This window comes from Gramella sp. MAR_2010_147 (genome assembly GCF_900105135.1).
Classification (GTDB): Bacteria; Bacteroidota; Bacteroidia; order Flavobacteriales; family Flavobacteriaceae; genus Christiangramia.
Genome location: NZ_LT629741.1, coordinates 964,187 through 987,492, shown reverse-complemented (window position 1 = coordinate 987,492; position 23,306 = coordinate 964,187). Strand labels below are relative to the sequence as shown.

Below are 23,306 nucleotides of genomic sequence, written 5' to 3'. Positions count from 1 at the left end.
GTTTATTCTAAAATAAGGCTAGGGTCTTCCATGTTTTCATCAATATAATCAAAAACAGCATCAGAATTGACCGTGTTGAAATCTGAATCATCAACAAGTTTGCCATCTTCAAAAACATAATCTGAATATTCTGAAGCATTTAATTCTATATATCCCATATCGTAACCTTCATCAATATAATTTTCTAAGGCTGAAATTTCAATATCATCCCAGCCAAGTGGCTGATCGCTGCCTGTTTTAAAGAAATTTCCAAGCATTAATACAAAAATTGCAGCTACGGCAGCAGCATAAAACAGATATTCCTTCCTAAATAAGCTAATTACACGAGGCTCATTATTGTTTTTACTGATTATTTTTTCTTCCAGGGATGCAAAATAGCCTGCAGGCACAGAAAACCCAGTTTCACTAGTTGGAAGATCATAAGAATTTTCATCTTCCAGTCTATTCATCATCTCAGTCTCAAAATTCCCGAAATAATCTTTAGGGACTTTGAAGCCAGAGTTTTGCGAATATGTAGACTTATTGGTTTTCATCACTTCTATGACTCAAATTTTGTGTAATGGTTTAATTGGACTTTAAATATTCTTCAATTTTTTTTGCTGCAATGTGATAGGATGCTTTTAATGCACCTTCGCTGGTATCTAGTAATTCTGACATTTCCCGGTACTTAAGCTCCTCAAAATACTTCATAACGAATACCTGTTGCTGCTTTTCGGGTAAAGTAGCAATAGCTTTCTGTAATTTCAACTGGATCTCATTACCATCAAAATAGACATCGCTTTCCAGGTTATCAATGATCTTATTTTGTAATTCTTCAGAGGTGATGCTTAGTCTTCGCGCTTTTTTATTTAAAAAAGTAATAGACTCATTAGTTGCAATTCTATACATCCAGGTGTAAAGTTTACTATCCCCCTTAAATTGATTTATGTTTTTGTAAACTTTTAGAAATGTATTCTGCAATATATCATCTGTATCATCATGATTTTTTACAATATTCCTAATATGCCAGTAAAGTCGTTCCTTATATTCAGATATAAGCTCTCTGAAAGCTTCCTGAGAGGAAGTGCTGTCCTGTAATCGGCTTACTAATATATCTTCGGAATTTTGCAAATCTGGAAAATTACTGCGTGTAAAGATATTGAAAGCTTCAGGCTTATAAAAGGAAAAATGCAGGATCTGTTTGTAGGAAAATAAACGCAAACATGATAATTTGATTCGTTTAAAGGTAAAAAAATGTGATAAAAAGCGTTAAATTTTTGTTTGACATGATACTTTAGTATATATTTGACTCAACAACATGATTTAATCCTTTTTTTGCCCCTATAAAAATTGAATTGAATCTCATTATTTTCATTTGCCCCAAAGTGGAAATAATTTTGATAAAAATGGATGGTATTTAATTATATCATCCATTTTTTATTTTTGTATTTTCTTATCTTTATGAAATAAAAATTTTCATATTATGAGATCTCTATACTTAATTTCGTTGATATTAATAATATTTGTCTCAGTGTCTGGTCAAGCCCAGGTTTCAAATGATATTAAAGTAGGGGAGACCCTTGTCATTGAAAGTTCTGAAGATTATAACTACTCATTTATAAAACTTCCAAAACCAAACTTTATCATTAAAAAAGGAGGAACTTTAAATTACGATCAGCTTGATGGAGCCCTTGTTGAGGTAACCAAAATAAAGACTAGTGGTAATAATACAATGGTAAGTTTGAAAAGGAAAGATGGTAAAAAGTTCTTTGGTAGCTTTCCTGAGATAAGAGCAAATTATCAAAAAGCAATTAAGGCTGGTGAATTGTCTAAATAAAGAAGGCTGAAATTTCAAAATTTATCACTATTCAAAAGATTGCATTTCTACCAGCTTTTTATAGGTTCCGTTAGAGGCGATTAACTCCTGGTGTTTTCCCTGTTCTACGATCTCACCCCTTTGCATAACGACAATTTTATCGGCGTTTTGAATGGTTGATAATCGATGAGCGATGACCACAGATGTTCTATTCTTCATCATATTCTCCAGTGCTTTTTGCACCAGTTTCTCACTTTCTGTGTCCAAAGCAGAAGTTGCCTCATCAAGGATCATTATCGGAGGGTTTTTTAATACTGCTCTAGCAATAGATAAACGCTGCTTTTGACCACCGCTCAATTTATTTCCGCTATCACCAATATTGGTATCGAGCTGTGCTGGTAATTCTTTCACAAACTCCCATGCATTGGCTATTTTTAAGGCATCAATAATTTCTTCATCTGTAGCATCTTCTTTACCTAATAAAATATTGTTTCGAATACTATCATTGAACAAGATTGAATCCTGGGTTACCAGCCCCATAAGATCACGTAACGAAGATTTCTTTATTTCACGAATATCTATACCATCTACCTTTATTCTTCCTTCGTTCACATCGTAGAAGCGGGTAATTAAATTCGCGATGGTGGACTTCCCAGATCCAGATTGACCAACTAAAGCAACAGTTTCTCCTTTTGGGACTTCGATGCTGAAATTCTTCAATACTTTTTCATCTTCGTAACCGAAACTAATATTTTCAATACTGATGTTTTTTTCAAATTCCTTTTTATCCAGCGCATTTGGCACATCTGTAATCGTTGACGGAGTTTCAAGTACCGCAAGAATACGTTCTGCTGCTGCATTACCCTTTTTAACGCTGTAGGAAGCTTTAGAAATTTGTTTCGCAGGGGTGAGAATATTGTATGCAAGACCTAAAAAAGCGATAAAAGTGGCGGCATCCAGGGTTTCTTCCACCAAGACCATATTTCCTCCAAACCAAAGAATGATCACTATTACAAATATACCAAGGAACTCACTGGTAGGAGAAGCCATATTCTGCCTGTTGATCAGCTTGTTTAAAATGTCATTCAGTCTGTTTGTTGAGTTTTGAAATCGATTATAAAATCTTTTTTCAGCATTAAATCCCTTAACGATCTTTAGGCTGGAAAGAGTTTCTTCCACAATACTCAGAAAATGGCCATTTTCTTCCTGCGCTAAATTTGATTGTTTTTTTAGTTGTTTTCCAATGAGCGAAATTATAAAGCCGGAAATAGGAAGGAAAATAAAAACGAATAAGGTTAATTTGGCACTCATTAACAGCATTGCGATTATGGTAAACAGGATCGTAAGAGGCTCTCTAACAATTAATTCAAGAATCGATAAAAAGGAGGTTTGTACTTCATTTACATCTGCCGTGATTCTTGAAATGGTATCACCCTTTCTTTTTTCGGAAAAGTAAGAAACCGGAAGTTCCAGAATTTTTTTATACATCGCATCGCGAACATCCCTTAAAACCCCATTTCTCAAAAATGTTAGAAAAAACGAACTCAGGTAGCCGAATAAATTTTTAAGAAAAAACAGCAAGACTACAATACCACAAATAAAAACTAGGGCAGCAACTTCATCTTCATTAACCTTTTGAGTAACCTCATAATTAAAATAATCTGTAACATAGTCTTTTGCACCACGAAGTCCATCCCAAACTGGTTTTTTAGAAACCCGTTTCGTTTTATCAAATAATACCTGTATAACCGGTATTAAGGCTATAAATGATAAGGTGCTGAAGATCGCATAAAAAATATTGCAAATAATATTTAGTATCGCAAATTGTTTATAAGGCTTTGCGAACTCAAGTATTTTCCTGAAGTAGGTCATTTAAAATAGGTTAGCCCAGTTTTAATTCTTCTTTGATTCGGGCAATTTTAGCACTCAATTTTTGATCCTCTGCAGCATAGTTTTTAACCGCATTTAATTCTGAGTTTACACTGATATAGAATTTAATCTTTGGTTCAGTTCCACTTGGTCTGGCGGCGATCTTTGTACCATTCTCAGTGTAATAGATAAGAACGTTAGATTTAGGGGTCGTAATTTTTTCTTCAGTATGGTTCTGAGTGTTTTTAGCAATAGAGGTTTTATAATCTTCAACTAATACTACTTTTTCTCCATCGATCTCTTCCCATGGATTTTCTCTAAGATCGATCAGCATCTGCTTAATTTCCTGTTCTCCCTGGATTCCTTTCTTTACCAATGAAATAAGTTCTTCTTTGTACAAACCGTATACTGTGTAAAGTTCAAGAAGTTTTTCGTAAAAAGATTTGCCTTCAGCTTTCATTTTAGCCGCGATCTCGCAAGCCAGTAGGGTGGCGGTAACTGCATCTTTATCCCTAACAAAATCACCCACCATATAGCCAAAACTTTCTTCGCCTCCGCCAATAAAATCCATTTCTGGATGATCTTTTATTAATTTTGCGATCCATTTAAAGCCGGTAAGCACTTCCATATATTTTACGCCAAAATCTTCTGTAAGATTCTTCAGCATGGGAGTGGAAACTATGGTAGAAGCCACAAACTCATTTCCTTTAATTTTGCCTTGTGTTTTCCATTCTTCCAGAAGAAACCATGTCATGACGAGCATCGTTTGATTTCCGTTGAGTAAAACCATCTCTCCTTTTAGGTTTCTAACGGCAACACCAAGACGATCACAATCAGGATCGGTTCCAATTACGATATCGGCATTTTTTTCCTCTGCAAGTTCCAGTGCCATTTTAAGAGCTTCCGGTTCTTCAGGGTTTGGAGATTTTACTGTAGGAAAATTACCATTGGGTTCGCGCTGCTCTTCTACGATGTGAACATTGGTAAATCCAGCTTTCTTTAAAACTTCCGGCACCATAGTGATGGAAGTTCCGTGAAGTGAAGTAAAAACAATGTTTAAACTTTCTCGAGCTGAAGCTGAATTAGAAAAACTTCCGTTTTCAACAGATGCCTCGGCAAAAGCTTTGTCAACTTCAGTATCTATCTCCTGGATCAGTTCTTCATTTGCTTTAAAATTTATCGCTGAATATTCCAGGGCATTGATAGTTTCAACCAGATCAGTGTCCTGAGGGGGCACCAATTGACCGCCATCTTCCCAGTATACCTTATAGCCATTGTATTCTGGCGGATTGTGGCTAGCTGTTAATACAATTCCACATTGACAATCTAATTTCTTTACTGCGAATGAAAGTTCTGGTGTTGGTCTTAATTCTGAAAATAGAAATACTTTGATTCCATTTGCTGAAAAGACGTTAGCTACAACCCTGGCAAGTTCCTGACTATTATTTCTGCAATCGTAAGCTATGGCAACCTTAATTTCTTTGTTCGGAAAGGATTTCTTCAAATAGTTTGAAAGACCTTGTGTGTTTTTCCCAAGCGTATATTTATTGATGCGATTGGTTCCAACTCCCATGACTCCTCGCATTCCACCGGTACCAAATTCAGCATTCTTATAGAAACTTTCTTCCAGTTCTTTTGGATTCTGTTCTATAAGCCTGTTTACTTCAGACCTGGTTTCATTATCAAAAATATCGGATAGCCATGCTTCGGCTTTCTGAAGAATTTCAGGTTTAATAGTAGCCATAATTAGATTATTTTACATAGCAAAAATAAGGATTAATCCTTGAAAGCTGCTAAATATTAGAAGTGGTTTTCTTTATAAGATATCGTTCTTTCTCTCTCTTAGACCTTAATATAAGTTCACCCAGGAATCCGGCTAGAAAAAACTGGGTACCTATGATCATTACTGCGAGTGAAATATAGAACCATGGATTGTCTACCACGAGAATATTCGGCATCCCATGGTATAATTTATAAAGTTTTGAAAGTCCTATCCATCCAGCTGAAATAAAACCAATTATAAACATAAGTACTCCCAGTGCCCCGAATAGATGCATCGGTCTGCGTCCAAATTTTGAAAGAAACCAGATACTTATAAGATCTAAAAAACCATAAATAAAACGGCTTACACCAAATTTTGTCTTTCCATATTTCCTGGCTTGATGCTGAACTTCTTTTTCGGTGATATTGTAAAAACCCGCGTTTTTTGCCAAAACGGGAATATACCGGTGCATTTCACCATAAACGTCAATATTTTTTATGACTTCATTTCTATATGCTTTTAATCCGCAATTAAAATCGTGAAGTTTTACTCCGGAAGTTTTTCGTGCCGCAGCATTGAAGACCTTAGAAGGAAGGTTCTTGGTAATCACATTGTCATAGCGTTTCTTTTTCCAGCCTGAGACCAGATCGTTATTTTCTTTAACGATCATATTATATAATTCAGGAATCTCCTCTGGATTGTCCTGAAGATCTGCATCCATTGTAATTACAACATCTCCCTGAGCTTTTAGAAAACCTGCATGTAATGCCTGTGATTTTCCGTAGTTGCGATTAAAACGAATGCCTTTAACCCGAACATCATTATTTGAAAGTGATTCTATAGTACGCCAGGAGCCATCTGTACTACCATCATCTATAAATATGATCTCATAAGAAAAGGAATTGGATCGCAGTACTTTTGCGATCCAATTATATAATTCTACTAAAGATTGTTCTTCGTTAAGAAGTGGTATTACAACCGATATCTGCATTAATTAAACGTTTGTTTTATCTTTTTCTCTAATTACCAATGCAACGATAAGACCAATAACCGCATACATAATCAACTGAAACCCGTATCCTTTTAACTGATTCATTATAGAATATTGATTTTCATTTTGCATTTTTTCAAGCGCCTCATTAATTTGTGCTTCCTGAGCACCAAAACCGGCCATCATTTCCCTGGTAGATTCTATAGTAAGCTCTGTAAGGGTTTCTGCAGCATCTGGATCTATAACATTAAAAAGAATTATTCCAAAAATTAAAGATATAAAGGTTCCTATAAATACAGTTAGAAAATAGGCTCCAAAAGCATCTTTAAATTTGAACAGACTTGTGCTCACTTTTTTAGCTTTGCTTGTAGACATTGTAGCCATAATAACCACAAATGCCAGAAGCGATATTCCAAACCACCATTTTGTAAACAAAGTGAGATCAAAGGCGTAAGCTAATACTACAATTAAAATTAAGGCAAGTCCTAAATAGACACCATAAGAAGTTGAAATTTTTTTAGCTGGATTTTCCATGAGTTAGTTGAAGTTTGATAAGTTTAGCAGTTAGTTAACAAATATAGCAAAACGTTACATTCTGAAATCAATAAAAATTTTTTCAATTTTGTTTGTAGTTCAGGAGTTATTAGTTAAATTTGCACCTCGAAAATAAAAAGATCAAAGCGATGAAGCAGGGAATCCATCCGGAAAATTATAGATTAGTAGCTTTTAAAGATATGTCTAATGAAGACGTGTTCATTACAAAATCTACTGCAAAGACAAAAGAAAGCATTGAAGTTGACGGAACTGAATACCCGTTGATAAAACTGGAAATTTCCAGAACTTCTCACCCTTACTATACAGGTCAAACTAAGCTTGTGGATAGTGCAGGTAGAATTGATAAGTTCAAGAATAAATACTCAAAATTCAAGAAAAAGTAGTTTTCCTTGTTTTATGAAAATATATAAAGCCGCTTTTTAGCGGCTTTTTGCATTAATGATTTTTTGAGAATTCCTTTTTTGTTGTTCAGGAACTATTAATTTTGATGAAATTTCAATAACGATGAACTTTATTCTTTTTGACGGTCCCTCCAGAAATGACCTTTTACCTTTTACCTTTACCCGTCCCGTTGCAGATCTGCGAGTAGGAATTATGACTATCAGGGAAAAATGGGAGAAATTGTTAGATACAGAAACTTCTACAAAAACAGAAGAATACTTAAGTGGCAAATGGCCATTGAAGCTTGAAGATGAAAATATCTTCATTAATTCATCTTATCTGCCAACCCAGGAAATAGCTGAAAAAATTAAGTCTTTAAGAGAAAACCAGAAACTTATATTAAATGAGGATGCTATTGCATATTTTCAAAAGGGTGATAAAGGGGTTGATCTCCAGGAATTAAACGCTATAGTTCTGGAAGCTGAAACGATTAAAATAGAGCACACCTGGGACATTTTCTCAAAGAATGGGAAAGCCATAGAAATGGACTTTGGGTTATTATGTACCAATAGGAATTCCCAAAAAATTGATGAATCTAACTATGTTAAATGTCCTGAGAATATTTTCATAGAAAATGGTGCTGTTGTAGAAAATTGTAGTCTAAACGCTTCTACGGGCCCAATCTATATTGGCAAAGACGCCATTGTTATGGAAGGTTCTTTAATTAGAGGCCCATTTGCATTAGGTGAAAGCGCTACAGTTAAGCTGGGAGCTAAAATATATGGGCCAACCACCATTGGGCCAAATTGCAGGGCCGGAGGGGAAATAAATAACTCGGTTCTTTTTCAAAATTCTAATAAGGGTCATGATGGTTTCCTTGGAAATTCGGTGTTAGGCGAATGGTGCAATATAGGAGCTGACTCGAATAACTCCAACCTTAAAAATAATTATGCCGAGGTAAGATTATGGAATTATAATACCGAGAATTTTGCAAAAACCGGCTTGCAATTTTGTGGGTTGATCATGGGAGATCATAGCAAATGTGGTATTAATACAATGTTTAATACAGGGACGGTCGTAGGTGTTAGTGCCAATATTTTTGGTAGCGGGTTTCCCAGAAATTTTATTCCAGGATTTAGTTGGGGTGGAAGTGGAGGCACTTCTACCTATAAACTGGAGAAAGTATTTGAAACAGTTGAATTAGTGATGAAGCGTAGAGGAATTGAGTTAACAGGAGAAGATAAAAATATCTTACAGCATATTTTTGATTATTCTTCGAAATGGAGACGTAGCTAGACTACTAAAAAATAAAAAAGAAACCCTAAAAAAAGAAAAAGTATTGCAGCAATCGCCAGTACTTTGTAGTTTTTCTTCTTATGCGCTATAAGAATACCTGAGTAGAATTTTTCAATATCTTCATCTGAAATACGACCTCGATGCAACACCTGTTGAAATTGAGAGCCAGAATATGATCTCTTTGAAACTTCATCACTATGCGCACTAAGATTTTGATTAACAGTAGATTTAGTGCTATAGATAGTCCCGTAGTTCATCACTTTATTTTGAATAAAAATCATCGAAATATACTTAAAAATGCCATGTCTCAAGATAACTTTTACATTGTCTTGATATTACAGTTTTTAAGATCATTTTATAGAAACATTTTTAGTTGGTATCTTTGCAGCCCGATTTAAATATTGGAAGTAAAAAGTAGTCTATGGAATCTAAAAAAGTCGCATTTTATACATTGGGTTGTAAACTGAATTTTTCAGAAACTTCAACTATCGCGAGATCCTTTGAGAATGAAGGTTTCCAACGTGTAGAGTTTTCAGAAAAGGCTGATATTTACGTGATAAACACCTGTTCGGTTACCGAAAATGCTGATAAAAGATTCAAGACTATTGTGAAACAGGCTCAGAAGGCAAATGAAAATGCTTTCCTGATTGCCGTAGGATGTTATGCCCAGTTAAAACCAGAAGAACTTGCCGCTGTAAATGGTGTAGACCTGGTTTTAGGAGCTACTGAAAAATTTAAAATCACAGATTATCTTAACGATCTTACCAAGAACGATTTAGGAGAGGTTCACTCCTGTGAGATCAATGAAGCCGATTTCTATGTTGGTTCTTATTCGATTGGAGATCGAACCAGGGCATTTTTAAAGGTTCAGGATGGTTGTGATTATAAATGTACCTATTGTACTATTCCTTTAGCAAGGGGGATTTCCAGAAGTGATAAGCTGGAAAATGTTTTAAATAATGCATCTGAAATTTCTAACCAGGGTATAAAAGAAATTGTACTTACAGGCGTAAATATTGGTGATTACGGAAAAGGAGAATTTGGTAATAAGAAACACGAACATACGTTTCTAGACCTAGTAAAAGCACTGGATGAAGTTAAAGGTATAGAAAGACTGAGAATTTCTTCCATTGAGCCAAATCTTCTTAAAAATGAAACTATAGATTTCGTTTCCAAAAGCCGCACATTTGTTCCTCATTTCCATATTCCGTTACAGAGTGGAAGCGATGAAATTTTAAAACTCATGAGGCGTAGATATCTGAGCGATCTTTACGTGGATAGGGTAAGCAGAATTAGAAAGGTAATGCCAAATGCTTGTATTGGAGTTGATGTGATTGTAGGATTTCCCGGGGAGACAGACGAGCATTTTCTTGAGACCTATAACTTTTTGAATGACCTGGATATTTCTTACCTGCATGTTTTTACTTATTCTGAAAGGGATAATACGCCTGCTGTAAATATGGAAGCTGTTGTACCTCTAAAAATTCGTAAGAAAAGAAGTAAAATGTTAAGAGGCTTGTCGGCAAAAAAAAGAAGGGCATTTTACGAAAGTCAGTTGGGAAATACTGGTACGGTTCTATTTGAAGGGGAAAATAAGGAAGGTTATATTCATGGATTTACTGAGAATTACGTAAAAGTAAAAGCTCCGTGGAATCCTACTAAGGTTAATACCCTTCAGAAAATTAGATTAACTGAAATTGATGGAGATGGTCTGGTACGGTTTGAGGAAATACCAGAGGCTATTGCCGTCTAAATATTAATACCTACTGGTAAGAGATCTTTATATTTTCTTCTGTTTTTTCTAATGAACCCGGCAATTTCAGGACTGGTGGGAACTACACGTGTATTTCTTTCTTTAATTTCAGCAAGCACTGCTTTTATAAAATCTTCCTGTCTGTCTTCACTATTATCAGGCATTCTTAATTTAGTCAGGAAAATTTTTCTCTCCTGTTGTGAATATTCTATGGTAGCCAGTTCTTCATTTATTTGAGTTTCAAATTGTCTCAAAAACTCATTGTCTGTAATGATTAAATCTTCATCGCTCATTTCTAGTAAATTTAGTTCATAGGCACTTCAATTAGAAGAACCTTTGATGGGTTTTTAAACTCCAGAGATATGTTGGAAGTGTTCCAGATCCCTAAAGCGTCTCGTTTTTTAAGTATAGTTCCTTCAACCTCCGCATCGCCTTCAATTAAAAAAACATAGACTCCATTGTTTTTACTCTTCAGTGTATACTCAATTTTCCTGCCATCCTGAAAATCACCAAGATGCAAATATGCCTGCTGATTTATAAACAGTGAATTTTCTGATTGATCAGATTTTGGTGAAACGATATTTATAAGTTTATTCGGTTCCATTAAAGCAGAAAAATCTTTTTGATCATACCTGGGTTCCAGTCCATTCTTTTCAGGAAATATCCAGATTTGAAGCAAGTTTAATTCTTCTTTGGAAGAGTTGAATTCGCTGTGCTCTACTCCGGTACCGGCGCTCATCACCTGGACTTCTCCTGTAGAGATCACTTCAGTATGATCCATAGAATCCTTATGTCTAATCTCACCTAGCAGAGGAATAGAAATAATCTCCATATTTTCATGGGGATGCGTTCCAAAACCCATTCCGGCTTCAACATAATCATCATTCAATACTCTTAAAAGACCAAACTGGGTTCTTTTAGGATCGAAAAAATTTGCAAAGCTGAAAGAGTAATTAGCCTTAAGCCATCCATAATTTGCAGTTCCCCGTGAATTGGCAGGATGTGCTACTTTCTCCATTTTTTGTGAGTTAGTAAGTTTGAAAGTCAAGTATTAAGCAGTAATTTTGATGGTTAAATTTACAATTTAATGCTAGCATTCTTTGTTATATACATGTTAAAATGAAACAGGAGGTGAAGCTTACTCATGTATATTTGATGCCAGGTATGGCAGCAGATTCAGCAATATTTGAAAAACTTAGTTTACCAGAGGAAAGGTTTAAAGTTCATTTGCTTGAATGGGAAATACCAGAGCTTAATGAAAGTCTTGAAAAGTATTCAGAAAGAATGACTAAACATATTCTTCACGAAAATATCGCTTTAATAGGTGTGTCATTTGGCGGGGTAATTGTACAGGAAATGGCAAAACATCTGGATCTATACCGATTAATTATTATTTCCAGTGTAAAATGTACAAAAGAGTTGCCAGCAAGAATGAGGTTTGCGTCCAGAACAGGTCTTTTTAAAATGATTCCTACCAGCCTGGCGACCTATGTAGATCATTTTGAAAAGTTTGCCTTTGGTGATTTTTTAAAGAAGAGAGCCCGGTTGTATAAGCAGTATATTTCAATTACAGATAAGCAGTATCTAGATTGGGCTATTAAAAACATGGTGAACTGGAAATGTGAAAAACCTGATGAAAAGGTGATACATATTCATGGAGACAGGGATGAAGTGTTTCCAATCAAAAATATTGAAAAAGCCATTGTTGTTAAAGGTGGAACCCATATAATGATCATTAACAGGTTTCGCTGGTTCAATGAAAATTTACCTGAGTTGATTATTACGGGGAAAATGAAAAATAAAAAGGAGAACAAAAAAAATAATAAAGAGCTATGAAAATTTTAAAGAATGGGTTGTTGATAGTTGGTTTATTTACTGTTTGCGCGGTTAGTATAAATGCAGTACAGCAGGAGCAGACTGAACCTACAGAGAAGAATGAAAAAAGATCAGAGCAGAGTCTTTCTAAGAGTGTGGCAGATTCCTATAAAATCATGTCTTTGCCAATGCCTGAAGATTTAGAATTTGCAAGTGAAGAGGTTCCATTAAACGATCCGGATGTTTTTGAAAGAATGGATCGTGAGTTACTGGTGAATACATATTGGCAATCAAATGCCTTATTGCTTATGAAAAGAGCTAATAAATTCTTTCCTGTGATTGAACCTATTCTGAAAGAAGAGGGCATCCCCGATGATTTTAAATATTTAGCAGTCATAGAAAGTGGCCTTACTCAGGCTGTATCTCCAGCAAAAGCGGTAGGTTTTTGGCAAATTTTAGAAGGAACAGGTAAAGAGTATGGCCTGGAAATTAATGGGAATGTAGATGAACGCTACCATATTGAAAAATCTACTCGTGTGGCCGCAGATTATTTGAAAAAGGCAAAAGCACGATTCGGTTCGTGGACTTTAGCGGCAGCTTCATACAATGCAGGTCAATATGGAGTAGATAAGCAATTAGAGAGACAAAAAGTAGGTGATTATTATGACCTTTTATTGGGGGAAGAAACAGGAAGGTATGTATTTAGAATCCTTGCTTTGAAAGAGATTATGAATCATCCTGAAAAGTATGGATTTAGCTTTACTAATAAAGATCTATATAAGCATATCCCTGTCGAAAAAGTGAAAGTAGATACCGTAGTAAATGACTTTCCAGATTTCGCTGAAAAATTTCATATCAATTATAAAATTTTAAAGGTGCATAATCCCTGGTTAAGAGATGATCATTTAAAAAATGCGTCTAGAAAAACATATTATATAGATATACCTGAAGAAGGCTATTATCCAGAGATGAGAAAATAGATTTATTCCACCTGTATGTTATCCGCATAAACCTCGTCATATTCCTTTACGAGGTTTTTGGAAATTGAAGTTTCCAGGGCAATATAATTTTCACGGTAAGCGGTTTCTTCTCCGGTATGCATCGGAGGAAAAACACTTCTTCTAATATCCATGATCTTTTTATCTTTATCCAGTAAAAAGCAGGTTGGAAGACCAAGCGAATGCTTTAATTGCCTAACTACATAAGCACCATTGTTTTTGGATTCATCAACATAAACTACTGAAATATCGGAAGAAAATTGTTGTGCTAACTCTTTAACTTTATCCTTTTTATCCCAGAATAGAACTACAAAATCTATTTTCCCTGTATATTCTGAAGCAAGTTCATTAAGTGCAGGGATCTCACCTTTACTAGGGATGCACCAGGAAGCGTAGGTAATTAAAAATACTGGTTTATCATAATCATACAGGTTTACCTCCTTCTTCTTAAGACTCTGGAATTTAAAATTATCCATATAAGAGCCTTCTAAGTGATCATTAGTGAAATTCTCAAAAAGCTGTTTTCCCTTTTCGTAGTCGTTAAACCTGTATGCTAAGTCTGCTTTTCGGTTATAATCGGAAAGATGCATGTATAGCTCCTGAGTAAAAAAGCTTTTCTCCTGCAAGTTTTCTTGCTGGGAAAATACTGAGGGGCCAATAAATAAAAAAACTAGTAATAGTTTTCTCATGCAATTAATGGGGCTTGTTTGCCGCAAAAATATGTCAGGAATGACTTACAGAGAAAAAATATCGTTGAAGTACCTAAATACTTGTTGAAATAAAAATTGTTCTTAAAGTGTTAATAACTAAAATGCTATATTTTCTTCATTTGCTCTTTCATCATTCTAATTTGATCGTTCATCATTCCGTGCTTATCGAGCTTTTTAGCTTCATTTAGTAGCATAGTTGCTTCTCTTTTTCTTCTTTTGGTCATCGCGATTCCGGCAAGGTTTAATTTGGCCATGGCCAGATCGTGGTCCATAGAGAGTCCCAATTTAAGAGCGCGCTTGAAGAATTTTTCAGCCTTGGTGATATTGGTTTGTGAAAGCATGAGACCATGAAGATACCAGTAATAACCTTGTTGTTTCTTAACCAGAGCTTTTTCAGGATCTTTAATTTTATCCAGCCATTTTTTTGCTCCCGGAAAGTCCTGCTTTCTTAATCTAAGAAATGCCAAAAGGATCATTTCATTTTTAAAATAGAGGAATATAAAAATTCCGGAGAGAAGAATCAGGAATATTCCATTTCCAATTTCTCCTTCAATAAACTGCCAGATGGCTACAGCTATCAGTATTCCGGCTATTGCGACTTTAATATTCTTATTAAACATAGGTATCTTTATTTTCAGGCGGCAAAGGTAGTAAAAACAATTAAAAATTTTTCTAATTTAGTGTTTGCAGTACTTAAAAAGCTTTGTATATTTGCACGCAGTTTTAAAGACAGACAAAACGAATTTACAGAAGATAAAAGATATTCACAATGAAAAGAACGTTTCAACCATCTAAGAGGAAAAGAAAAAATAAGCACGGCTTTAGGGAGCGTATGGCAAGTGCAAACGGAAGAAAAGTCCTTGCACGAAGAAGAGCAAAGGGTAGAAAGAAATTATCTGTATCTTCTGAAAACAGACATAAACATTAATGATTTCGATTAATTGAAATATTAAAGGTGTTACTTTTTGAGTAACGCCTTTTTTTATACCTAAACGCTTCTTAATTTTACTGCAAACACAACTTTAAGCGAATACAACACATAATCATGCCTAAAAACAAAGACATCAAATGCGTTTTAATCATAGGATCCGGTCCAATTATTATTGGACAAGCCTGTGAATTCGATTATTCCGGAACTCAATCACTTAGATCATTGAGGGAAGATGGAATAAAGACAATCCTAATCAATTCAAATCCTGCAACCATCATGACAGATCCGTCGATGGCTGATCATGTGTATTTGAAACCTCTAACCACAAAATCTATTATTGGTATTTTAAAGGAGCATCCGGAGATTGACGCGGTGCTTCCTACCATGGGTGGTCAAACGGCTTTAAATCTTTGTATCGAGGCTGATGAGAAAGGTATCTGGAGTGATTATAATGTAAAACTTATTGGTGTAGATATAGATGCTATTAATATTTGTGAAGACAGGGAGCAGTTCAAACAATTAATGGGAAGAATAAATATTCCTGTTGCACCGGCTAAAACGGTGACTTCTTACCTTCAGGGAAAAGAAGTTGCACAGGAGTTTGGTTTTCCATTGGTAATTCGCGCATCTTTTACCCTGGGTGGGGGTGGAGCCGGATTTGTACACCGTGCCGAAGATTTTGACGAAATGCTGACTCGTGGCCTGGAGGCTTCTCCAATTCACGAAGTGCTTATAGATAAAGCCTTATTAGGCTGGAAAGAATATGAATTAGAATTACTTCGTGATCGTAATGATAATGTGGTAATTATCTGTACGATAGAAAATATGGATCCCATGGGAGTCCATACCGGAGATTCCATAACCGTTGCTCCTGCGATGACCTTAAGTGATAAGGCATTTCAGAAGATGCGGGACATGGCTATAAAGATGATGAGGAGTATCGGGGATTTTGCCGGTGGCTGTAATGTTCAGTTTGCGGTGAGTCCGGATGAAAATGAAGATGTCTACGCGATTGAAATTAATCCTCGTGTGTCAAGATCTTCTGCCTTAGCTTCAAAAGCAACTGGATATCCAATCGCTAAGATCGCTACAAAATTAGCCTTGGGTTATAACCTGGATGAGCTTGATAATCAAATTACGAAATCCACCTCGGCTTTATTTGAGCCATCCCTGGATTATGTGATCGTAAAAATACCGCGCTGGAATTTTGACAAATTTGAAGGATCAGACAGAACTCTTGGCCTTCAGATGAAATCTGTAGGAGAAGTGATGGGTATTGGTAGGTCTTTTCAGGAAGCGCTTCACAAGGCAACCCAGTCATTAGAGATCAAACGAAACGGTCTTGGTGCAGATGGAAAAGGGTATAAGGATTATGACCAGATCATAGATAAATTAACCAATCCAAGCTGGGACAGGGTTTTTGTGATCTATGATGCGATCCAGATGGGAATTCCTTTAAGCAGAATTCATGAAATCACTAAAATTGATATGTGGTTCCTGAAGCAATATGAGGAATTACACGCTCTGGACAACGAAATATCTAAATTTGACATTAATTCTCTTCCTAAAGATCTTCTTTTGGAAGCGAAGCAAAAAGGTTTTGCAGACCGGCAAATAGCGCATATGCTGGATTGTCTGGAAAGTGAGGTTTACAATAAAAGGGAAGAGCTTGGGGTAAATCGTGTGTATAAACTGGTAGATACCTGTGCTGCTGAATTTAAAGCAGAAACGCCTTATTATTATTCAACATTTGAGGAAGGTATCCTTTCTAAGGATGGAGAATTCTATACTTCTAATGAAAGTAAGGTTTCAGACCGTAAAAAGATCATCGTTCTTGGTTCAGGACCTAATAGAATAGGGCAGGGAATTGAATTTGATTATAGTTGTGTGCATGGAGTTCTTGCTGCTGCAGAATGTGGTTACGAAACCATCATGATCAACTGTAATCCTGAAACCGTTTCTACAGATTTTGATATTGCTGATAAATTATATTTTGAACCTGTATTCTGGGAGCATATTTATGATATTATAAGACATGAAAAGCCTGAAGGTGTAATTGTTCAGCTTGGAGGTCAAACCGCTCTTAAACTTGCTGAAAAGCTGGATAGATACGGTATTAAGATTATGGGAACCAGTTATGAAGCACTGGATCTTGCGGAAGACAGGGGGAGTTTCTCAAAACTGCTTCAGGAAAACGACATTCCTTACCCAGATTTTGGTACGGCAGAAAATGCCGATGAAGCCCTGGCATTAGCAGATGAACTTGATTTTCCTATTCTGGTAAGACCATCTTACGTTCTTGGTGGACAGGGAATGAAAATTGTGATCAATAAAGATGAACTGGAAGAGCATGTAGTAGATCTTCTAAGAAAGATCCCTAACAATAAATTACTTCTGGACCATTATCTAGATGGTGCCATTGAGGCTGAAGCCGATGCGATTTGCGACGGAGAGGATGTGTACATCATTGGAATCATGGAGCATATTGAACCTTGTGGAATTCATTCCGGGGATTCTCATGCACTTTTACCTCCTTTTAATTTAGGAGATCTTGTGATGCAGCAAATTAAAGACCATACAAGGAAAATTGCTTTGGCTTTAAACACTGTTGGATTGATCAATATTCAGTTTGCGATCAAGGATGACAAGGTGTTTATCATTGAAGCGAATCCAAGAGCGTCAAGAACAGTACCTTTTATCGCAAAGGCCTATAAAGAACCTTATGTGAATTATGCAACTAAGGTGATGCTTGGTGAGAAGAAAGTGAAAGACTTTAATTTCAATCCTAAATTGGAGGGATATGCTATTAAACAACCAGTATTCTCGTTCAATAAATTCTATAATGTGAATAAGCAGCTAGGGCCTGAGATGAAAAGTACAGGAGAGAGCATTCTATTTATAGATAGTTTAAAGGATGATGAATTCTACGATCTATATTCCAGAAGAAAAATGTATTTAAGCAAATAAAATACTTTGATTATTGCTGAAAGTCATTTCGACTGAAGGGAGAACTCTATTTATAAAGTAGCTTTCCCATTCAGCTGAAATGACTTTTTAATTTTAAACCTTATGAAAGAACTTGTTTTGATTGTAGGTGGAATCTACGGTACACTATCGGTGATTCTCGGAGCCTTTGGCGCTCATGCTTTAAAGAAAAAATTTACTGAAGATCAATTAAAAAGTTTTGAGACAGGTGTGAAATATAAAATGTATCACGCATTGGTGCTCATCATTTGCGGAATTACATTTCCTTTTCTTTCCAGTCTTCAAAATATAATGGCCTGGTGTTTTATTATTGGAATATTACTTTTTTCTTTTAGTATCTACGGGCTTACATGGAGTTCAGCCAATGGAAATAAGATTAAAATTCTGGGACCAATAACCCCACTTGGCGGATTATTACTTGTGATCGGCTGGATCTTATTAACGATTAATCTTTCTGAAATAGTACTTTATATAACACCTTAATCGCAATCTACAGGTTTTAGAAGAATGTTCTCGTTTAGAACCAGCGTACTGTGTTCCTGAAATATTATCTTGTTCAAAGTATCCTTAACAGGACCATAGCCCTCAATTAGGCCTGCATCTGTTTTATAAAAAAATATCTCTCTCGTAGAAATAGAACCTTCAGATTGAAATTCATAATCTGCAAATAAACTGTCTCCAATCCATTTTCCTTTAAAGCTGCCACGATTACTATCTTTCTCGAACATTTTATAGGTGAGATTTCCATCTACAAAAGAATCATCAAGTTCAGTATAGCTTAGGTAAATAGTATCATTATTTTTAGTATAGCTATAGCATCTAATACTTTTAGCAATCTGTGTAGCTTCAGGAACTTTTGCAGCTTTAACTGATTCCTTTTCCTCTTTACAGGAGATAAAGATAAGTGCCACAAGAATCAGCTTTAAAATGTTGAATTTCATGATTTTTATTCTAAAATAGCTAAAATTGTTATTTGGCTGTAGCTCTTTTTCTATATTTTTCAGCAAACCAGGCGATAAGAATGAGTTGGGCAGAATGATAAAGCATGATGGGGAGTAATAAGAGCCCTGAACTGGCTGAACTTCCAAAAATTACCCGCACCATGACTGAACCATGAACCAGGGATTTTTTTGTTCCGCAGAACTGTGCAGCAATTTTATCTTCCCTATTAAATCCTAATATTTTTGAAAAATAAGCGAGACTAAAGAAAATAGTGAAGAAAAGTATAATAACAATTCCCGTCATTTTCAAAAGTTCACTGATTTCTATAGACCTTAATAGTGCTGAAGAAAAGGAGCTGCTGAAACTTGAGTAAATAATGAGAATAATAGTGGTCTTATCAAAAAGACTTAGCTGTCTTCCATACCTTCTGGCGAGATCACCAAAGTATCTTTGTAAAAAAAGACCTGCAGCTAAGGGAGCTATGATCTGTAAACAGAGTTTTTGAAGGACTATCAGAAAATCAAAATCGGCCGTTTTTTCAAGGATAAAACCAATCCATAGTGGAGTGGCAAAAATCCCGATAAGTCCTGAGAGACTTGCATTGAAAATCGCAGTGGGTAAGTTTCCCTTTGCCAGAGCAACCATGACCACAGACGATGAGACGGTTGAGGGTAGTGTTCCTAGAAAAAATAAGGCGATCCAGAGATCAGATCTTAGTCCATCTTCAAATAGTGGCGCACAGAGCAGGCAGAGTAAGGGAAAAACAATAAAAGTAGTGAGGTGAATTATTATATGGACTTTATAATTAACCAAACCTGCTTTAAACTCTGTCGGGTATAATTTTAATCCATAAAAAAAGAAAATTAAGCCAATTCCAATATCGGTAATTGTTTTTAAAGGAAGCAGTTCTATTCCCTGAGGAAATAAATAGGCAATTCCTATGGCAATAAAAATGGCAAATATAAATCCGAAGGACTTCAAGAATTCCGCTCAATTTTAGCTTTATGATCTTCAAGAATGTGAAGGTATTTTTCAGAAGAGAAATCGGTTTCATGAAATTCCTGGATTCGGTTCATCTTCATACTCTTCCGTTTAATACTTTTAGCAAAACGTCTTATCTGATCATTAGTTTTTAGTATAAGACCAGGAACGGGAACGGAGTTCCCTTTATCATCTTTTGCAACCATAGTGAAATAAGAAGAGTTGCAATGTTTTTTAGCACCTGTTTGAATATTTTCGGCTTCCACACGAATCCCTATCACCATTGAACTGGTTCCAACGTAATTAACCGATGCTTTCATGGTGACCAGTTCACCTATTTCAATGGGTTTTAAAAAATCTACGGTATCTACACTCGCGGTTACACAATAGGTTGCAGAATGTTTGGAGGCACAGGCAAAAGCGATTTGATCTAATAGCGATAAAATATAGCCTCCATGAATCTTTCCATTAAAATTAGAATGGGAGGGAAGCATCAATTCTGAAATAACTACCTGGCTTTCTTTTATATTTTTAAATTTCTCCATGCTATTTTCTAAAATGCGGACTTTCTGATTTCTCTACTTCGGTGATAAAATAGTTAGTGTCTCCCCAGAAAAAAAAGGTCGCAAAGCGTTCAACATAAGTTAGTTTTACATAATTCCCTTCGTATTCCTGTAATTCTTTGATCACATCGTTATTTCTGTCTAAAACCGAAAACTGAAAGATTTGAGCGCCGCTAATCCCCTGGCTTATTTCACCTTCCCAGGTTTTTACAATCACGCCTTTGTGACTAAACTTGATCAATTCTCCGCTGCGTGTACCTTCACTGTACGGTACAAAATAGATGAATGCATAATATAGCAACCATACGATAAATATTCCACCAAGGATATATAATAAGGTCTTTTTCATTCTAAATATTTTTATAAACGATATTCAGGAATTCTTCGAGTTTTGAAGGCTCCAGCCATCTGGTCACAATAACCAGATTGTTTTTTTGATCTACGATTATGAAATTTCCACCGAATCCCGCCGCATAAAAAATATCATTATCAATATTTTCCATATTACGGCTACCTTTGGAATTAAGCCACCACATATACCCATAATTTGGATTTGGTACCGAGGGGCTCATTGCTTCATCTATCAGTTCATTAGAAATCAATTCTTGCCCATTCCACATTCCGTTATTCATAAAAAGAAGCCCGAACCTGGCCATATCTTCGGTGTTGATGAACATTCCTCCGCCGGAATGCCCGCCACCGCTTACAGACTGCATCTTAAGTCCGTCTATGGTAGTCCATGAATTCTCATACCCAAACCAGCGCCAAGATTGAGAAGCGTCTATAGGATCCATGATATTCTCTTTTAGAACTTTAGGTAAAGGTTTTCTAAAAACGTTTAACAATGAATAGGCTAATACATTTACACGAATATCGTTGTATTTAAAGTGTGTACCTGGTTCATGTAATTCTCTGGATCTCCATTCGTCAATAGTCTGTTCTTGAGAAGGTCTGTCGGCCCAGTCAAAACCACCCCAAAGCTGCCCGCTCCAATCAGAATTTTGTTGAAGCAAATGTTTCCAGGTGATCTTTGAGTTATGTTCCCCTTCAAAAGTATCATCCCAAACATAATTCGCTACGGGTTCAGTAAAGTCTGAAATTAATCCCTTGTCTTTGGCGACAAGTGCGGTGGTAGAAAGAAAACTTTTAGTGACGCTAAAGGTCATATCAACCCTTCTGGTATTTCCCCATTGGGCTACAATGTATCCATCTTTCAGGATCATTCCTGCAGGACCACCTCTTCTTTTGGTGGGGCCTGAAATTTCGTGATAGGGTTCATGCTGAAAACCCTTTAAAATAGCTTGTCTTAAATCCTTTGATTCTGAATATTCGTTAGATTTAGCAAATTCTATGGCCTCAGAAAAATTCAAATTATATTCGGTGGCCGACTTTTCCTGCCATTTACCAGCAGGAGGAAAGTAAATTTCCTGAGCAGTTAGCTGACAAATGAAAAATGTGAGGGAAAGGTAAGTACAGACTATTATTTTCTTCATCATAGGTTTAATGTTGAGCTTTCAGATTCTTCTATTTCATCTTCATCTTCGTTCTCTGCGCGATTTATCAATTTTTGATCGAGCTGCTTGCTGGCTTTGGCTCCTAATTTTTTAAGTTTTTCTACTCTTCTAATAAGATTTCCTTTACCGGTAAGTTTCTTCATGGCGCCTTCATAAGAATTCTGTACGGTTCCAATTTGCCTGCCTATCTTCAATAATTCATCTGTTAAATTCGTAAACGAATCATACAAAGCACCAGCCTGAGTGGCTATCTGGATAGCATTTTGCTTTTGCTTTTCATTCTGCCACATACTGTCAATGGTTTTAAGAACCGCGAGTAGCGTGGTTGGGGTGACAATGATTATATTTTTTTCGAAAGCGTCACTATAAAGACTTGGATACTCATTAGAAGCAATTGCGAATGCTGCTTCTATAGGGATGAAAAGCAGTACAAAGTCTGGACTTTCCATTTGATATAATGAGTGATAATTCTTGTTGCTAAGTTCGTTCACACGATTTCTTACAGAAACTAAATGATTTTTGAGATGTGTTTTCTTAAGATCTTCTTCGCTCTCGTTAATATAGCGTTCATAGGCATTCAATGACACCTTGGAGTCTACCACCATTTTTTTATCGCCTGGAAGATGGATGACTACATCTGGCATAACTCGCTTACCCTCTTCAGTATTAAAACTTTGCTGAACAAAATATTCGCTGTCTTTTTGAAGTCCGCTTCGTTCCAGAACTCTTTCCAGAACCATTTCGCCCCAGTTTCCCTGCATTTTTGTATCTCCTTTCAGAGCTTTGGTAAGATTGGTAGCCTCTTCACTAATTCTGGTATTCTGTTCGTTTAAGATCTTTAATTTTTCTCCAAGTTCAGCATGCCTTCTAACAGATTCGGTATTGCTTAGACTAACTTTCTCTTCAAATTCCTTGATCTTTTTATTTAAAGGGTCTAGAATATTCTCAATATTCTGCTTATTTAAACTGGTAAATTTCTCCGATTTTTGATCTAAAATTTTATTGGCAAGGTTCTCAAATTCTTTGGTGAATTTTTCCTGAAGTTTTTCTACTTCGGCTTTGTGCTCTTCGTTTCTTTCCTGGAGATTATTAAATTCAGAAATTTTCCGGGTTAATTGAAGGCTAATACTTTCCTTTTCTCTTCTAATTTCTTCCCGTTCTTTTTCAACCTTTTCAATATCAGTATTAGCTTCATTTTTTAATTGCTGAATATCCTCCTTGTTTTTTTCTAAAGTACTGTTTAATTGATTCTTAAGATCATCTATATGAAGTGATAATTGGTTGTTTTTTTCTTCGAGAATTCCGGTTTGGGACTTGGATTTTAAACCGGAAATCAGCTTTCCAATGTAAATACCGATTCCTAAAGCAACTAAAAAAATAAGAGAGATAAAAAGATATTCGTTCATTAAATTGACGGTTTTCTCAAAGATACTTATTTAAGAATTTTAGAGAAGAGAGTGAAAGA

General features: G+C 35.8%; 26 protein-coding genes. 9 read left to right on the top strand and 17 right to left on the bottom strand.

Going from position 1 to position 23,306, the window contains the following annotated elements; translation table 11 throughout:
* Positions 1–2 precede the first annotated feature (2 nt).
* Positions 3–536 carry a hypothetical protein gene (locus BLT95_RS04445; RefSeq protein ID WP_172822566.1) on the bottom strand — a complete coding sequence of 178 codons (534 nt, stop codon included), beginning with the start codon at positions 534–536 and terminating at the stop codon, positions 3–5.
* Positions 537–564: 28 nt separating this feature from the next.
* Positions 565–1,110, bottom strand: a complete 546-nt coding sequence (locus BLT95_RS04440; RefSeq protein WP_089666845.1) for an RNA polymerase sigma factor — start codon at positions 1,108–1,110, stop codon at positions 565–567.
* A 352-nt stretch (positions 1,111–1,462) separates the two neighbouring features.
* On the opposite strand from BLT95_RS04440, the gene BLT95_RS04435 reads away from it, so the two are divergent.
* Positions 1,463–1,816 (top strand): hypothetical protein, encoded by a 354-nt coding sequence (locus tag BLT95_RS04435; protein ID WP_157718013.1) that lies wholly within the window; start codon positions 1,463–1,465, stop codon positions 1,814–1,816.
* A gap of 27 nt (positions 1,817–1,843) precedes the next feature.
* On the opposite strand, the gene BLT95_RS04430 is transcribed toward BLT95_RS04435, so the two are convergent.
* From BLT95_RS04430 to BLT95_RS04415, 4 genes are read right to left on the bottom strand one after another with little or no spacing between them, the layout of a single operon-like run.
* Positions 1,844–3,667, bottom strand: a complete 1,824-nt coding sequence (locus BLT95_RS04430) for an ABC transporter ATP-binding protein (RefSeq protein WP_089664927.1) — start codon at positions 3,665–3,667, stop codon at positions 1,844–1,846.
* A gap of 10 nt (positions 3,668–3,677) precedes the next feature.
* Positions 3,678–5,408, bottom strand: a complete 1,731-nt coding sequence (locus BLT95_RS04425) for a phospho-sugar mutase (RefSeq protein ID WP_089664926.1) — start codon at positions 5,406–5,408, stop codon at positions 3,678–3,680.
* A 49-nt stretch (positions 5,409–5,457) separates the two neighbouring features.
* Positions 5,458–6,417 (bottom strand): glycosyltransferase family 2 protein, encoded by a 960-nt coding sequence (locus tag BLT95_RS04420; protein WP_089664925.1) that lies wholly within the window; start codon positions 6,415–6,417, stop codon positions 5,458–5,460.
* Positions 6,418–6,420: 3 nt separating this feature from the next.
* Positions 6,421–6,951, bottom strand: coding sequence for a DUF4199 domain-containing protein (locus BLT95_RS04415; RefSeq protein ID WP_089664924.1), 531 nt, complete (start codon positions 6,949–6,951; stop codon positions 6,421–6,423).
* A 149-nt stretch (positions 6,952–7,100) separates the two neighbouring features.
* Here BLT95_RS04415 and BLT95_RS04410 point away from each other — a divergent pair, with 149 nt between their 5' ends.
* Positions 7,101–7,355 carry a type B 50S ribosomal protein L31 gene (locus BLT95_RS04410; RefSeq protein ID WP_089664923.1) on the top strand — a complete coding sequence of 85 codons (255 nt, stop codon included), beginning with the start codon at positions 7,101–7,103 and terminating at the stop codon, positions 7,353–7,355.
* A gap of 121 nt (positions 7,356–7,476) precedes the next feature.
* Positions 7,477–8,649 carry a GlmU family protein gene (locus BLT95_RS04405; protein WP_089664922.1) on the top strand — a complete coding sequence of 391 codons (1,173 nt, stop codon included), beginning with the start codon at positions 7,477–7,479 and terminating at the stop codon, positions 8,647–8,649.
* Here the strand turns inward: BLT95_RS04405 and BLT95_RS04400 are convergent.
* A complete protein-coding gene (locus BLT95_RS04400) occupies positions 8,646–8,906 on the bottom strand; it encodes a hypothetical protein (RefSeq protein ID WP_172822565.1) in 261 nt (86 codons plus the stop codon). The genes BLT95_RS04405 and BLT95_RS04400 overlap by 4 nt on opposite strands.
* Positions 8,907–9,070: 164 nt before the next feature.
* On the opposite strand from BLT95_RS04400, the gene mtaB reads away from it, so the two are divergent.
* Positions 9,071–10,402, top strand: coding sequence for a tRNA (N(6)-L-threonylcarbamoyladenosine(37)-C(2))-methylthiotransferase MtaB (gene mtaB / locus BLT95_RS04395; RefSeq protein ID WP_089664920.1), 1,332 nt, complete (start codon positions 9,071–9,073; stop codon positions 10,400–10,402).
* On the opposite strand, the gene BLT95_RS04390 is transcribed toward mtaB, so the two are convergent.
* Entirely contained in the window at positions 10,399–10,695 is a 297-nt protein-coding gene (locus tag BLT95_RS04390) for an N-acetyltransferase (RefSeq protein ID WP_089664919.1), read from the bottom strand. The genes mtaB and BLT95_RS04390 overlap by 4 nt on opposite strands.
* An 11-nt stretch (positions 10,696–10,706) precedes the next feature.
* On the bottom strand, positions 10,707–11,420 hold the full coding sequence (locus tag BLT95_RS04385; RefSeq protein ID WP_089664918.1) for a pirin family protein: 714 nt from the start codon (positions 11,418–11,420) through the stop codon (positions 10,707–10,709).
* 101 nt (positions 11,421–11,521) lie between these two features.
* On the opposite strand from BLT95_RS04385, the gene BLT95_RS04380 reads away from it, so the two are divergent.
* Together BLT95_RS04380 and BLT95_RS04375 are read left to right on the top strand one after the other, a co-directional pair.
* Positions 11,522–12,238, top strand: a complete 717-nt coding sequence (locus BLT95_RS04380) for an alpha/beta hydrolase (RefSeq protein WP_089664917.1) — start codon at positions 11,522–11,524, stop codon at positions 12,236–12,238.
* On the top strand, positions 12,235–13,197 hold the full coding sequence (locus tag BLT95_RS04375) for a lytic transglycosylase domain-containing protein (protein WP_089664916.1): 963 nt from the start codon (positions 12,235–12,237) through the stop codon (positions 13,195–13,197). The genes BLT95_RS04380 and BLT95_RS04375 overlap by 4 nt, the downstream gene beginning before the upstream one ends.
* A 2-nt stretch (positions 13,198–13,199) precedes the next feature.
* Here BLT95_RS04375 and BLT95_RS04370 read toward each other — a convergent pair whose 3' ends face one another.
* Together BLT95_RS04370 and BLT95_RS04365 are read right to left on the bottom strand one after the other, a co-directional pair.
* A complete protein-coding gene (locus tag BLT95_RS04370; protein ID WP_089664915.1) occupies positions 13,200–13,904 on the bottom strand; it encodes a TlpA disulfide reductase family protein in 705 nt (234 codons plus the stop codon).
* 125 nt (positions 13,905–14,029) lie between these two features.
* Positions 14,030–14,545 (bottom strand): hypothetical protein, encoded by a 516-nt coding sequence (locus BLT95_RS04365; RefSeq protein WP_089664914.1) that lies wholly within the window; start codon positions 14,543–14,545, stop codon positions 14,030–14,032.
* Between the two features lie 149 nt (positions 14,546–14,694).
* On the opposite strand from BLT95_RS04365, the gene rpmH reads away from it, so the two are divergent.
* The 3 genes from rpmH (at position 14,695) to BLT95_RS04350 (ending at position 18,324) form a co-directional block, all read left to right on the top strand.
* Complete coding sequence (rpmH, locus tag BLT95_RS04360) at positions 14,695–14,853, top strand: 50S ribosomal protein L34 (RefSeq protein WP_011708966.1); 159 nt, start codon at positions 14,695–14,697, stop codon at positions 14,851–14,853.
* Positions 14,854–14,970: 117 nt separating this feature from the next.
* Positions 14,971–17,823: a carbamoyl-phosphate synthase large subunit gene (gene carB, locus BLT95_RS04355; RefSeq protein ID WP_089664913.1), complete on the top strand. Its 2,853-nt coding sequence runs from the start codon at positions 14,971–14,973 to the stop codon at positions 17,821–17,823.
* Positions 17,824–17,925: 102 nt separating this feature from the next.
* Positions 17,926–18,324 carry a DUF423 domain-containing protein gene (locus tag BLT95_RS04350; protein ID WP_089664912.1) on the top strand — a complete coding sequence of 133 codons (399 nt, stop codon included), beginning with the start codon at positions 17,926–17,928 and terminating at the stop codon, positions 18,322–18,324.
* Here the strand turns inward: BLT95_RS04350 and BLT95_RS04345 are convergent.
* Genes BLT95_RS04345 through rmuC form a run of 6 tightly spaced genes read right to left on the bottom strand, consistent with a single transcriptional unit; the run spans position 18,321 to position 23,247 of the window.
* Positions 18,321–18,782: a hypothetical protein gene (locus tag BLT95_RS04345; RefSeq protein ID WP_157718012.1), complete on the bottom strand. Its 462-nt coding sequence runs from the start codon at positions 18,780–18,782 to the stop codon at positions 18,321–18,323. The genes BLT95_RS04350 and BLT95_RS04345 overlap by 4 nt on opposite strands.
* A gap of 28 nt (positions 18,783–18,810) precedes the next feature.
* The gene (locus BLT95_RS04340) at positions 18,811–19,764 is read right to left on the bottom strand and encodes a bile acid:sodium symporter (protein WP_089664910.1); all 954 of its coding nucleotides are present in this window, start codon (positions 19,762–19,764) and stop codon (positions 18,811–18,813) included.
* Positions 19,761–20,309, bottom strand: coding sequence for an acyl-CoA thioesterase (locus BLT95_RS04335; RefSeq protein WP_089664909.1), 549 nt, complete (start codon positions 20,307–20,309; stop codon positions 19,761–19,763). The genes BLT95_RS04340 and BLT95_RS04335 overlap by 4 nt, the downstream gene beginning before the upstream one ends.
* Position 20,310: 1 nt before the next feature.
* Complete coding sequence (locus BLT95_RS04330; protein WP_089664908.1) at positions 20,311–20,676, bottom strand: 6-phosphogluconate dehydrogenase; 366 nt, start codon at positions 20,674–20,676, stop codon at positions 20,311–20,313.
* 1 nt (position 20,677) lies between these two features.
* Positions 20,678–21,820: a serine hydrolase gene (locus tag BLT95_RS04325; RefSeq protein ID WP_089666844.1), complete on the bottom strand. Its 1,143-nt coding sequence runs from the start codon at positions 21,818–21,820 to the stop codon at positions 20,678–20,680.
* Positions 21,820–23,247 carry a DNA recombination protein RmuC gene (rmuC, locus tag BLT95_RS04320; RefSeq protein WP_089664907.1) on the bottom strand — a complete coding sequence of 476 codons (1,428 nt, stop codon included), beginning with the start codon at positions 23,245–23,247 and terminating at the stop codon, positions 21,820–21,822. The genes BLT95_RS04325 and rmuC overlap by 1 nt, the downstream gene beginning before the upstream one ends.
* Between the last annotated feature and the right edge of the window lie 59 nt (positions 23,248–23,306).